This is a genomic window from Pseudomonas sp. 300 (assembly GCF_055803035.1).
Window position 1 is genome coordinate 347,374 of the sequence record NZ_JAVLRV010000002.1, and the last position, 13,769, is coordinate 361,142.

Here is a 13,769-nt window from a genome sequence, read left to right on the forward strand (position 1 = left end):
CCATCGGCCACGTGACCGATGGGGCAAGGGCTCAGTTCGAGATCACCGACACCGAGCGCACGGTGCCTTGGGACGAGGTGATGGTGGCGGTCGGGTTCGCCGACGGAATCACCGTGGTGGTGTTGTTCACCGTCAACCGCCAGCGACCGGTCACCGGCACCGTGGTGGTACCCAGGGTTTGCAGCCCGGTTGGGGTGCTGACCCGGACGGTGATGGTGTTGCCGGTGATCACCGATGAGGTGCCCGCAAAGTCCCAGGTGAAGCGGTTGTTGGAGCGCGCCGACACCGTTGCCGTGGTCACCGTGAAGGCTTCTGCCGGTGGCCGTGGCGAGACTTGCACCGTCACCGTCGCCGGTGTCACCGACAAAGCGCCGAAGCTGTCCCGGGCGATGTAGGTGAAGGTCGTGGTGAACGCCGTGGTGACGGTGGTCGGTGGGGTGTAGGTGATCACCGTGCCGTTGCTGCTGACGGTGCCGCGACCTGCCGCTGGTTGCGTGAAGCTGGCGACCGCCAGTGGTACGTTGCCTTCCGGATCGGTGTCGTTGGCCAGCACGTTGATCGGCACCGCCACACCCAGGGTTGCGATGCTGTCGGCGACGGCCACCGGAGGCTGGTTAGGCGCCACGGTAATGGTCACGGTCGCCGCCGCGGTCGAGACCAGGCCTTTGATGTCTTGAGCCTTGTAGGTGAAGGTTGTGGTCAGCGGTGCATTGACCACGGCGGGCGGTGTGTAGACCACCGCTGTGGTGCCGCTCAATGCCACGGTGCCTTGCCCCGCGGCTGGTTGGGTCAGCGCGGTGATGCTCAGCGGCGTATTGCCGTCCGGGTCGCTGTCGTTGGCCAGCAGGCTGAGGGTGATCGGCACCCCGAAGCTGGTGCTGCCGGTGTCGGCAACGGCCAGAGGGGCCTGGTTCTCGCCGCTGTCGGGGGCCGTCCCGACCACGACAACCGGCTCGGTGTCGTTGCCGCCGGCGGCGGATTTGATGGTGACACTGGCCGGTGGCTGAGTCAGGTCGGCAACGGTCAGGCGCTGCAAGGTGCCGGTTTTCGACAGCCGTCCGTAACCCTGCGCGACCATGTCTGGCACCACGACTTCGTCAGACGAAGTGGCTTCGATCAACAGGCTGTGATTGCTCCAACTGTAGCGTGCGGTCTGGATTTTCACCACGTCGGTGACTTTGCTCGACACCGCCGTTGGCCGACTGGTGCCACTCGGGTCGGTAGCGGTGACCACCACCACCGAAGGAACGGTGGTCCCCGTCAGGCGATGAGCGAAGAACTCACCGGTGTTGTCGCCGAGCATGTTGACCAGGCATGGCGTCTGCGGTGGTCCTGGAACCAGAGCCACGGTTTCGCGGAAGCACAGGCTCGAACTGTTGGAAGATTTGCCAAAGACTTCTACCCGGGTACTGCTCGTTCCCGGACCTGTAGACGTGCGGCGGTAAGTGGCGCGGCCGATTTCCACAGGGGTTTGCGCACGGCTGTCGAGGACTTTGCCGGACACGGTGAAGAGGTTGGTCTGGATGGTGCCGGCCGGCCCCTGGACACGCAGGAAGTTGTTGTTGAACGGACTGCCGGTGACCGCTTCGGTGAGGTTCGGATCGCCAACATAAGTTTCGACGGACCCGGTGTCCGGATTCACTTCGGTATACGGACCGTTGACGCTGCGCAGGAATGGCCCGACCTCTCCGTTGAGAGCCCCCGCGAAGTTGCCCGGTGCGCCGATGCCGATGTCGCGGGTGATGTTGATCGCCCGACGGCCCGGCGTGGTGACGTTGACCGTTTCCACGCCATACGGGTGGGTGATGGTGTAAGTCCCCGCGACCGGTATGTTCACCCGCAGGCGAATCCGCGCGAAGCTTGCCTGATCGCCATCGACCGGGTTTTCCGCCGCGAATGCCGCTTCGATCCCGGCCACGTAGGCATCCACGCCATAACCTCCGACGTCGTTGATGCTGGTCTCGGCGAGGAACCAGAACGCTTCCGGTGGCCAGTTATCCGGGAACACCATGGGCTGGGTGTCGTCGAAGATTCCAGGTTCCGGGTTCAGGATGCACATGTAGGAGGGTGCGCCAGGAGCGCCGGGTGAGCGCGAGCTGGTCGCCCGTGACTGGCACAGTTCCAGCGACAGCAAATTGCTGTCCTGATACCACATGGGGAATTTCCCCGTGGCAAAGGTGTAGGGGCCGGTATCGACGGCATTGAGTTGCGCGAACGCACTGCCGGACAGCGAGAGCGTCAGCCCGAGCGCGTTGAGCGCGAAGCGTGGCCACTTGTTCATGATGCCTCCTGATGCGGATCTGGGCATGAGAGCGTTCATTGCACGATGACCACTTCTTCGGTATCGGTGCCGCCATTGGATGACGTCACCCGAACCTTGGCCGGTGGAATCGGCGAGATGCCGGTCGACAGGGTTTTCTCTGCGCCGTTGCCACTGAGGGCGCCGATGGCGACACCGGTCCCGGAGGTGACGGTGAGTACCGGTGGCGAGGTTTCGTCGCTGGTCGAAGCCACGACCGTGATTTGCCCGCTGCTCAGGCTGTACTCGGCCCGTGAAATCACCACCAAGTCGGTCAGCGGCATGGTCAAGGAAGTCGGCGTGCTGCTGGGGATGGCCAGATGGTTGTCGGCCGTCACCAGCAAGTTGCTCGGCAATGTCGGGTTAGTGGCTGACTGGGCGTACCAGTGGCCGGTGGTGTTGGCCTCGGTCAGGTTCAGCACCGGGCTGTTGCTGTCCAGGGTCACAGTGGCCGGTGGTGGCGGAGCCAGGACGAAGACATCCTGCTGGGCCACGGGGGCGCTGCTGCCGGCCTTGCGCGAGTAAGTGCTGCGTTCGGCAATAATCGGGGTGGGTCGAACCACCGTCGAAAGCTTGCCGGAGATGGCCATTACCGTTGTACGCAAGTCCAGCCCGCCAGGTCCCTCAATGCGGATGTAGTTGGTGTTGAAAGGGCTGCCGGTAAACGCTTCTTCCAGGTTTGGATCACCGACGAATCTGTCGGCGGAACCCGTGACCGGGTTGGTCTCGGTGTAGGGGCCGTTGACGCTGCGCAGGAAAGGGCCGAGGTCACTTTTGAGCGCGCCGTCATAGGTTTTCGGCGAGCCGATGCCGATGTCCCGGGTCATGTTGATCGCGCGACGCCCGGGGGTATCGACATTGAATACATCGACGCCGTAGGGATGGGTGATCACATAGGTGCCAGCGGTGGGCACGTCGACCCGAATACGGATACGGCCAAAACTGACCTGGTCGCCTTCGACCGGATCTCCAGCGGCGAAGGCTGCTTCGACGGCGCTGACGTAGGTCAGGTCGATGCCCCTTGCTGCGTCGACAATGGATCCGTCACCGGTGAACCAGAACGCTTCATCGGGAAAGTTGGTCGGGAAAACGATGGGCTGTGTGTCGTCGAAAATGCCGGGGTTCGGATTCAAGAGGCACATGTAGGACGGCGCACCGGGCGCGCTTGGAACCCTGGAGCTGACAGCCTTGGACAGGCACAAGTCGAGGGTTCGACCGTGGGAGTCCTGATACCAGGAAGCGAAATTGCCGTTGGCGGGAACGTAGGGGCCCGGATCGACAGCAAACAGCGCTGCCTGGGCGACGCCTTGGGCCAGAGCGGAAACGACCAGGGCGATCGCGGTTTTGGACAGTAAAGGGTGCATGAGTATTCCCTCTATCAGAGTACCTGTCCCGTAGGGATGGGTCAGTTGAGGGAGCTTCGGCAACTTCCATACCAATCGTAAAAAAGGGCCGTCAGAGGCCCGGTTCTACGGTGTGCCGCGTTCAGGCGGGGGCCAATCGAGGGCCGCGTGAACGGGCCACTGTCCCCAGCATTGGGGGCAGGTGGGGATAGCGGGGAGGTTGGGGGAAGTGGGGACCCAAGATCGGGCAAACAGTTTTGAGTGGGCTATAACCAATGGGGGGAATCGCCGAGAAGTAGCCCATGAACATGCCTACGCAAACACTCCAGACCGACGACGGCGATATCCGTCTGAGCTCGCGCAAGCAGTCGTTCAATCTGCTGCGCTGGTTTTCGCTCATCAGCATGGCGGTGATCGGCACGGTGGCGGTGGCGCTGGGCGCGGTGTCCACGCGGTTCGTGATTACCGAGAGTGTGCAGCGCGATGCGTTGCTGACGTCGCAGTTCATTCAGGCGATTGCCTCGGCCGAGGTACGCCATGTGTCGATTCCCAACGTGCGGACCATGGGCGAGTTGCTCGACCCGCGCAAGGACAGGGATTTTCCCGACGTCGATCCGATGGCCCGAGCCAATGCACGGGGCGAGTTCCTCGACCATGTCCAGCATTTGCCGGACGTGATTCTGGCCAACATCTATGCCCCCGATCGCATGGTTATCTGGTCGACTAACCCGGCGTTGATGGGCAAGACGATCCATGCCGACGAAGACCTCGATCAGGCGTTTTCCTCCAGGACGCCGGTGTCGGCCAGCTATCACAACGTCGACAAGACCCGCATGGAACAGAAGTTTGTCACGCCGCCGGACTTTATCTTCATCGAAAACTACATCCCGCTGTTCGATGCCGACGGCAAGAATGTCACGGCGATGGTGGAGATCTACAAGGAACCGAAGGATTTGCTCGACCGCATGGAGCGGGGCCTGGTGCTGATCTGGCTGGCCACCGCGCTGGGCGGCGGGCTGATTTATCTGGGGCTGTACTGGATCGTGCGGAGGGCGGCAACTCTGCTGGCGGCGCAACAAAAGCAACTGATCACCAACGAAACCTTCGTCGCACTGGGCGAGATGTCGTCGGCGGTGGCCCACAGTTTGCGAAACCCGTTGGCGACCATTCGCTCCAGTGCGGAACTGGCGCTGGAGTTCGACAGCGGCGCGGCGCACAAAAACATCAACGACATCATCGGTCAGGTCGATCGCATGTCGAAGTGGGTCAGGGAACTGCTGCAATCCTTGCGCCCGCTGCATGACGAGCCCGAACCGGTGAATCTGGTGGCGGCGTTGCACGACAGCCTCATGGCTTTCGAACAGCAGATCGCCAGGGCCAGGGTCCACGTAGTGTTCGAGCCCAAGGAAACACCCATGGTTCTTAGCCAACAGGTGCAGTTGTCGCAGATCCTCAACAGTCTGCTGGCCAATGCACTGGAAGCCATGGACAAGGGTGGCACGCTGGCCATCACCCTGGAGTCGACGGATGCAAGGGGCGTCAGCGTGGTGGTGAGCGACACCGGTAAAGGCATGACCGAGGAACAGCGCAACCTGGCCTTCCGCCCATTTTTTACCACCAAGCAAGGCGGGCTGGGCGTCGGGTTAGTACTGGTCAAGCGGATCATGGAGCGTTGCGGCGGTTCGGTGAGCCTGGACAGTCGCGAAGGTGAGGGCACGAGCGTGCGTCTGGCGTTTAAACGGGTTCCCTGAAATGGGTGGGAACATTCCCCGCAAGCGGGTGCGATTCCCCAGTGCTGTTGTCGGTCGTGGCACATTGATGTTGATAAGTCATTGTTTCGTCGAAGATTAATGCCTTTGTATAAACTTGTTACAAATATGGCTGGCTCCTTGCAAAACCTCCATCACCCCCTTCACGACTTCGAGGCGGCTGGCGATGGACAGAATAGCGCGGCACCCCTGCAAATGGTTTCGACTCCTGACGCCCCTGAGCGTCCTGCTGACAATGACGCTGGGCACAGCGAGCCTGCGTGCCAGCCCGATCGACGATGAGCGACAGCCCGAGCCGTCCGACCCTTCGGCGTATTACGACGAACCGGCAGACAAAGCGGGTGCCCTGAACGCCATCCTGACCATGCCCGAGGCCAACGAAGATTCCTTCGATTTGCCCGATGGCGTCAAAGGCAGTCGCAACACCCCGCGCCAGGAAAACATCCTGCCGCCGGCCATGCAGACCAGTTTCAATTACCCCACCAATGGCAAACCCAGCCCGCTGTTCGGCGCTCAGCCGTTCACGCAGCAACTGGTGCTGTTCGAAGAGTTCGGTCCGGAAAAACTCGACCCCACCACGCCGGCAGCCCCGTTGCCGTTTCCACCGGCCGCGATTGGGCCGTTGCCGCAGCAAGATCCCACCAGCGCGGCCCGCAGCGCGCCACCCAGTGCGGCACTCGATGCGTTCCTGCGCCAACCGGGGCTGACGCCGTTCCCCAGTCAGTTCTCCAACGTGGTTGATCGCAATCCCTGGCAGGCGCAGATCGAGTACTTCCTTAACCGCCACATCGGTTCGTCGGCGGAAGGCCGTCCGCCAGGAAAGGGCTGGTCGCATCAGCGCTGGAACGAGTTCTACCCACAACTGGCCTACAAAACCGTGCAGACCGGTGCACGCGTCAATGGCGGCCTGCGTGACGCTCGGCAGATGCACGGTTATGCGCTGGGCGAGTTTGGCCCCGGTGGCCTCTATCACAATGTCGCCGGCGTGCCGGCAACCGATGGCACAGCCAAGGGCGTCGATGCGCGTTTCCACCCGAACATGCCGGTGCAAAACCACAATTCGGTGTGGACCTTCGACGGCACCTTGCCCCCCAAATTGCTCATGGTGCGTTATGGCCAACCGGTGCTGATGCGTCACTACAACGGCTTGCCCATCGACCCGTCGGCGAACATGGGGTTTGGTCTGCACACCATCAGCACCCATGAACACAACGGCCACGCGCCAGCGGAAAGTGACGGCTACGCCAACGCGTTTTTCTTTCCGGGGCAGTACTACGATTATCGCTGGCCGATCCAATTGGCCGGTTACGACAGCATCAACACCGACGCCCACGACCCTCGCGCGGCGTTCCCTTGCGCGCCGGGCGAAACCCTGTGGACCAACGACGTCACCCCGAGCCGCAAGACCTGCGAAAACGGCACGATCAAGATCCGTGGCGACTGGCGCGAAACCATGAGCACCCACTGGTTCCACGACCACATGCTCGATTTCACCGCGCAGAACGTCTACAAGGGCAACGCGGCGATGATGAACTACTACAGCGCCCTGGACCGTGGCAACGAATCGGTGAACGACGGCGTCAACCTGCGTTTGCCCAGCGGCAGCGCCTTGCCGTGGGGCAACCGCGACTACGACGTCAACCTGGTGTTAGCCGACAAGGCGTGGGATCAGACCGGACAGTTGTGGTTCAACCCGTTCAACACCGACGGCTTCCTCGGTGACCAGGTGCTGGTCAACTGGCAGTGGAAACCCACTCTGGATGTGCGCGCCCGCAGCTATCGGTTCCGCATCCTCAACGGCTCGGTGTCGCGCTATTTCAAACTGGCGCTGGTGCGCGAGGTCAAGGGCAACAGCGGCGAGTTTCCCGGGTCGAAAAACTCCGGCGTTTCCTATAGCCGCGTGCCATTCCACATGATCGCCAACGACGGCAACATCATGGAACACAGCGTGCCATTCGACGGCAGCATGGACCTAGACGCCGACGGCGATAAACAGAATCACAACGCGATCCTGCCGACTCAGGGCATCGCCGAGCGCTTCGACATCATCGTCAATTTCTCGAAAAACGGGATCAAGCCCGGCGACAAACTGTTCTTCATCAACCTGCTGGTGCATGACGACGGCAAAGGCCCGAAAGAACCGGTGTCACTGGCAGACGTGCTGTCGGAGAAATACCTGGCGGTGATCAAGCAAAGCAGCAAAGGGCCGCAGTGGGACAAGGGTGATCCGGCGGTGGGCAAGGTGTTGCAACTCAACGTCAAAGCCTATACCGGTCAGGACCTGGCAATGAACCCTGCCGCCTATGAACCGGCCAAACCGGGCAAGGCGGAAGGCCTGGTGATGATCCCGCTGAAGATTCATCGCGACAATGCGGCCGACAAGGTCCTGCTGTCCCAGGCCCGTCACCGCACCTTCACGTTCGGCCGTTCCGACGGCACCGATGAAGCTCCGTGGACGGTCAAGACCGATGGCGGCTTCGGCTTCCACATGGACCCTCGGCGCTTGAACACGGCCACCCAGTTGAAAACCGGCCCGACCGATGCGGGGGTCAGCGGCTTCGGCACCCTGGAAGTCTGGAACATCAAGGCCGGCGGCAAGGGCTGGAGCCACCCGGTGCACGTGCACTTCGAGGAAGGGATCATCCTCAGTCGCGGCGGCAAGGCGCCACCGGAATGGGAAAAATGGGCACGCAAGGACGTGTACCGCATCGGCTCGGAAAACGACGGCCTGGACAGCGTCGAGATGGCGATCAACTTCCGTGAATTTGCCGGGACCTACATGGAGCACTGTCACAACACTCAGCATGAGGACAACTCGATGCTGCTGCGCTGGGACATCGAAAAACCCGGGCAATTCCAGTTGATGCCGACACCGCTGCCGAGCTGGGATGGCGTGCGTTACGTCAACTCCGCCGCGCTGCCAACCTTCCGTAATGGCGATGGCTTCGGTCCTAAAGTGGTGGTCAAACCATGAACCGCAGGGGCGCCGACAGGTCACTTCACACGCCGCGCTCCCGCGCCCTGGGCATGCACCTGATTCTGGTACTGGTGACTTGTCTGCTGGCCAGTCAGGTGCTGCTCGCTCACGAAGGTGTGCTGTCGCCAAAGGAGTCGGCGACACCCTGGGGCGGCGACTATTTCCCCAACACCCTGCTGACCGACCAGGACGGTCGGCAGGTGCATTTTTTTGATGACCTGATCAAGGGCAAAGTGGTGGTGATCAATTTCATCTTCACGTCCTGCAGCGACTCCTGTCCGCTGGAAACTGCGCGCCTGCGTCAGGTGCAAAAGTTGTTGGGCGACAGGGTCGGCCAGGACATCTTCTTCTACTCGATCAGCATTGATCCCTTGAGCGATACACCCGAAGTGCTCAAAGCCTATTCCCAACGTTTCAAGGTCGGCCCGGGCTGGAAGTTTCTCACCGGGGAATTCGAAGCCGTCACTGACCTGCGCAAGAAACTCGGGCTGTTCATCGAAGGCGTCGACAACGGCCGCAACAAAGATCACAACCTGAGCCTGATCGTGGGCAACCAGGGCACGGGGCGCTGGATGAAAGCCTCACCCTTCGAAAACCCGTGGATCCTCGCCGATCAATTGGCCAACACCTTGCAAAACTGGAAACAGCCCAGCGTTGAAGAAAGCTACGCCAATGCGCCCGAGATCCGCCCGCCGAGCAATGGCGAAGAGTTGTTTCGCACCCGTTGTGCCTCGTGCCATAGCCTCGGGCCGCAAGACGGGCAGGGTATCGGCATGCGCAACATCGGGCCGGATCTGATCGGCGTAACCCGCCTGCGCGACCCCGCCTGGCTCAATCGCTGGATCCGCGAGCCGGACCGCATGCTGGCCGAAAAGGACCCGATCGCGGTGGAATTGTTTGAACGTTTTGACAAGATTTCGATGCCGAACCTGCGCCTGGATGAGAACGCGGCGCAGTCCATTGTGGGTTTTTTGCAGGAAGAAACCGATCGTCAGCAACCGTTGCAGGCGGCGCAGGTGCAATAGCGGCTAATTACCATCATTGAGCCGTCAGCCTCGATCAATGCCACCTACACTGAACCGAAACATCACCGCAAAGGCTTCAGCATCCAGGACCCCGCCATGCCGATACTGGAACAACAAAAAGTACCTGCGCCGCCGAATACGCCGGCCGCAGAAAGCCCAGGCTGGCGTGGACGGTTCAACCTGCTGCGCTGGTTTTCCTTCGGCAGCTTTTTCATCATCGCCGCTGTCGCGCTGGGTTTGGGCTACATTTCCACGCGTTTCGTGGTCGAGGAGAGCATCGAGCGCGACTCCATGCTGACCGCACAGTTTATTCAGGCCATTGGCGACGCTGAAATTCGTCACGCGGGCATCACCCCGGCAAGAACCATGGGTGAAATGCTTGACCCACGCCATGACAATAGCTATCCCGACGTCGATCCGAAGTCCCGTGCGGCGGCCCGCATTGAGTTTCTCGATCATGTCGAACACCTGCCGGACTCCCTGTTGGCGGTGGTGTACGCACTGGATCGCACCGTGGTCTGGTCGACCAACCCGCAAATGATCGGCATGCGTGTCGAAGGGGATGAGGAGCTGGACGAATCCTTTGAAATGAAGGAGCCGGTGTCCACCAGTTATCACCAGATCGACGACGAGCGGCCCGAACAGATGTTGCTGCGCGAGCCCACGTATTTGTTCATCGAGAACTACATCCCGATGTTCAACGCCGACAAGAGCAAAGTGATCGCCATGGTCGAGGTCTACAAGGAGCCGGCGGACCTGGTGGAACGTATCCAGCGTGGCTTCAAGTCGATCTGGGTGGCGACCGTGCTGGGTGGTGCGGCCATCTACCTCGCGTTGTTCTGGATTGTGCGGCGCGCGGCCAAGTTGCTGGAGAGCCAGCAGAATCAGCTGATCGCCAACGAAACCTTTGTGGCACTGGGGGAAATGTCGTCGGCCGTGGCCCACAGCTTGCGCAACCCGCTGGCGAACATTCGCTCCAGCGCCGAACTGGCCCAGGACATTGCCAGTCAGAGCGCGCAGAAGAACATCGGCGACATCATCAATCAGGTCGATCGCATGTCGCGCTGGGTTCGCGAGTTGCTGGTGTCGTTGCGGCCGATGAGTGACGATTACGAAACCGTGGATCTGGTGCTGGCCATCGACGACACCTTGAGTGCCTTCGACGCGCTGATCAAACGTTCCAACGTCGAAGTCCGCTTTACGCCGCAGACCTGCCCGCCGGTTGTCAGCCAACAGGTGCTGCTCACGCAAATTCTCAATAGCCTGTTTGCCAATGCCCTTGAAGCCATGCCCAAGGGCGGCGTGCTGAGCATCAACATCGAGTCGCCGCAGCCCGGCCACTTGCGCATGACCTTGAGTGATAGCGGCAAGGGCATGACCAAACAGCAACAGCAAATGGTCTTCAAACCGTTTTTCACCACCAAACAAGGCGGGTTGGGCGTTGGCCTGGCCCTGGTCAAAAGAATAATGGAGCGTTTTCAAGGTTCGGTCGAACTGACCAGCCAGGAGCAGGAAGGAACCCGCGTTTGTCTGAATTTCAAAGTGGCAACGGGAGGGGAATATGGGGTACAGCATTCTGCTGGTCGAGGATGACGAAATCCTCGCCGAGAATATTCAGACTTACCTGGAACGCAAAGACTTCGAGGTGACGGTCTGCCACTCGGCTGAAGATGCGCTGGAGCAATTGGGCACGTTCGCCCCTGATGTGGTGCTGACCGACAACTCGTTGCCGGGCATGAGTGGTCACGATCTGATCCAGAAGCTGCGCATCAGCGCGCCGGACCTGAAAGTGATCATGATGACCGGCTACGGCAATGTCGAAGACGCCGTGGTGGCGATGAAAGAGGGCGCGTTCCATTACGTCACCAAACCGGTGGCGTTGCCCGAGCTCAAGCTGTTGCTGGACAAGGCCTTGGCCACCGACCGGATGGAGCGCACGTTGTCGTTCTATCAGGAGCGCGAAGCGCAGAAGTCGGGGGTGCAGGCGTTGATCGGCGAATCGGCGCCCATGCTTTATCTGAAAAACACCATCGGCCAGTTGCTCGATGCCGAACGCCGGATGGCCAACACCGATTTGCCGCCCGTGCTGGTCGAAGGCGAGACCGGCACCGGCAAGGAGCTGGTGGCCCGCGCACTGCACTTCGACGGCCCGCGCGCCAAGGGCCCGTTCATTGAATTCAACTGCGCATCGATCCCGTCCAATCTGGTGGAGTCGGAACTGTTCGGTCACGAGAAGGGTGCGTTCACCGACGCCAAGGACCGTCGTGTCGGGCTGGTGGAAGCCGCCGATGGCGGCACGTTGTTTCTCGATGAAGTCGGTGAAATGGACCTGCTCCTGCAAGCCAAACTGCTGAAGCTTCTGGAAGACCGGACCATTCGCCGGGTCGGTTCGGTGAAGGAGCGCAAAGTCGATTTGCGGGTGATCAGCGCCACCAATTGCAACCTTGAACAGATGGTCCAGCAGGGCAAGTTCCGCCGCGACCTGTTCTTCCGTTTGCGCATCATCTCGATCAAGGTCCCGCGCCTGTATGCCCGTGGCGAAGACATCCTGCTGCTGGCCCGGCACTTCCTGGCAATCCACGGCAAACGCTATGGCAAGCCGAACCTGCATTTCAGCGATCAGGCCGAAGAATTGCTGTTGAACTACAGCTGGCCGGGCAATGTGCGCGAACTGCGAAATATGCTTGAGCAAACCGTGTTGCTGGCCCAGGCCGACGCCATCGCTGCGCACCAGTTGAATGTCTGCCTGAGCCTGGTGGATGAACCACTGGCGATGTTGGAGGTGCAACAGCACAGCGAATCACGTCCGGTCTACAACGGCAGCGAGTCGATGAACCTGCCGGAAGTGGAACGCGACATGGTGCGCAAGATGCTCGACAAGACCGACTGGAACGTCACCAAGTCCGCACGTCTGCTGGGCCTGAGCCGCGACATGCTGCGTTACCGGATCGAAAAACTCGGCCTCGCCCGCCCGGACAAGCGTCAGTGGTAGACCGGCGTCGCCTGGCCCTGTCGACTGAGGCAGGCCAGCAGGCAGGTGGGGTCGACGACTTCTTCGTTGACGTACACGCCGCGCTCCGGGTCATAGGAGCGGATAAACACCCGGACGGTGGCATCCGCGACCGTCGGCAATCGTGAGTCGGAAAACACGTGTTCGCTGGAAATCGGGATGAAATCCTGCGGCGCGGTGGGAATGTACGAGCGCGGTGGCACGGTGCTCAGGGTCGGTGGAACGGGATGGGCGAAGGGCTGGTTTTCGCCGTAGTAGTTGAAGTCGCTGCTGTACTCGGACGGCGGCGTCAGGTTGTCGTCGGCGTGAACGCCCGTGGTGGCACTCAGGCAGAGGATGAGCAACAGCGTCAGATCAGTGTGTTTCATGGCTGCACCTGCGAAATCGGTTTTCGCGCATTTCCCCAAGGCCATTAACTATAGCTGCCGTCCGTGGGGGTTGCCGGGCTTACAAGATTGCAACAAACGCTGCATGGGAATTGCGAAAACGCTGATCTAGACTTGGGCCGGTCTGATGAAACCCGAGTTCTGGAGCGTGCAATGGAAATGCTGAGCAAAGAAAAAGCCATCGCCGGCAACCGCGATGCGTGGAATGACTCTGCCCGACACCACAAAGACAATCCTGATTGGCAGGTCCTGTTGGAGGCCGTCACTCAGCGCGATTTTTGCTGCATCGACGACACCTTGCGCGGTGTGCTGGAGCAGGTCGGTGTCGAGGCTAAAGACGTGGTGCAACTGGGCTGCAACAACGGCCGCGAAAGTATTTCACTGTTTGCGCTGGGTGCGCGCAGCGTGGTGGGCGTTGACCAGTCCGCGGCTTTTCTCGATCAGGCGCGGGAGCTGGCGTCGCATTCGCCGCACGCACCTGAATTCATCGAGGCCGACATTCATCATCTGCCGAGTGAACTTCACCAGCGGTTCGATGTGGCCCTGATCACCATCGGCGTACTGAACTGGATGCCGGACATCGGCGAATTCTTCCGCCACGTCGCACACACCCTCAAACCCGGCGGGGCGTTGGTGGTGTACGAAACCCACCCGTTCCTGGAAATGTTCGACCCCGAGGTCGCCGACCCTTTCCGTCCGGTCACTTCGTACTTTCGCCGCGAGCCTTTCGTGCAGGATCAGCCAATCGTCTACGAAGGCAAGGTCGAACAGCAGGCCGCGACGTCTTACTGGTTCGTCCACACATTGGGCGAGATATTCACCGGCGCCATCGAGGCCGGGTTGCAGATCAGCCACTTCAAGGAGTATCCGCATTCCAATCGCGAGGAGATTTACGATCAGTATCAGCAGCGAGAGGCGCAGTTGCCGTTGTGTTTTACGTGGGTGGGGGTGAAGCGCTGA

At 60.8% G+C, this 13,769-nt stretch carries 9 protein-coding genes; 6 read left to right on the top strand and 3 right to left on the bottom strand.

Annotated elements, in window-relative coordinates:
• Window positions 1–31: 31 nt before the first annotated feature.
• Together Q7W83_RS07690 and Q7W83_RS07695 are read right to left on the bottom strand one after the other, a co-directional pair.
• Complete coding sequence (locus Q7W83_RS07690) at window positions 32–2,281, bottom strand: Ig-like domain-containing protein (RefSeq protein WP_150631475.1); 2,250 nt, start codon at window positions 2,279–2,281, stop codon at window positions 32–34.
• Window positions 2,282–2,316: 35 nt separating this feature from the next.
• Window positions 2,317–3,663, bottom strand: a complete 1,347-nt coding sequence (locus Q7W83_RS07695; RefSeq protein WP_150631476.1) for a hypothetical protein — start codon at window positions 3,661–3,663, stop codon at window positions 2,317–2,319.
• A gap of 281 nt (window positions 3,664–3,944) precedes the next feature.
• Here Q7W83_RS07695 and Q7W83_RS07700 point away from each other — a divergent pair, with 281 nt between their 5' ends.
• From Q7W83_RS07700 to Q7W83_RS07720, 5 genes are all read left to right on the top strand, one after another.
• Entirely contained in the window at window positions 3,945–5,393 is a 1,449-nt protein-coding gene (locus Q7W83_RS07700) for a sensor histidine kinase (protein WP_473655874.1), read from the top strand.
• A 184-nt stretch (window positions 5,394–5,577) separates the two neighbouring features.
• Window positions 5,578–8,385, top strand: a complete 2,808-nt coding sequence (locus Q7W83_RS07705; RefSeq protein WP_473655875.1) for a multicopper oxidase domain-containing protein — start codon at window positions 5,578–5,580, stop codon at window positions 8,383–8,385.
• Window positions 8,382–9,413, top strand: a complete 1,032-nt coding sequence (locus tag Q7W83_RS07710) for an SCO family protein (protein ID WP_150631479.1) — start codon at window positions 8,382–8,384, stop codon at window positions 9,411–9,413. Before Q7W83_RS07705 ends, Q7W83_RS07710 begins: the two co-directional genes overlap by 4 nt.
• Window positions 9,414–9,509: 96 nt before the next feature.
• Entirely contained in the window at window positions 9,510–11,006 is a 1,497-nt protein-coding gene (locus Q7W83_RS07715) for a sensor histidine kinase (RefSeq protein ID WP_150631480.1), read from the top strand.
• On the top strand, window positions 10,975–12,405 hold the full coding sequence (locus Q7W83_RS07720; protein ID WP_150631481.1) for a sigma-54-dependent transcriptional regulator: 1,431 nt from the start codon (window positions 10,975–10,977) through the stop codon (window positions 12,403–12,405). Before Q7W83_RS07715 ends, Q7W83_RS07720 begins: the two co-directional genes overlap by 32 nt.
• On the opposite strand, the gene Q7W83_RS07725 is transcribed toward Q7W83_RS07720, so the two are convergent.
• Window positions 12,396–12,791: a hypothetical protein gene (locus Q7W83_RS07725; protein ID WP_150631482.1), complete on the bottom strand. Its 396-nt coding sequence runs from the start codon at window positions 12,789–12,791 to the stop codon at window positions 12,396–12,398. The genes Q7W83_RS07720 and Q7W83_RS07725 overlap by 10 nt on opposite strands.
• A gap of 171 nt (window positions 12,792–12,962) precedes the next feature.
• On the opposite strand from Q7W83_RS07725, the gene Q7W83_RS07730 reads away from it, so the two are divergent.
• Entirely contained in the window at window positions 12,963–13,769 is an 807-nt protein-coding gene (locus tag Q7W83_RS07730; RefSeq protein WP_150631483.1) for a class I SAM-dependent methyltransferase, read from the top strand.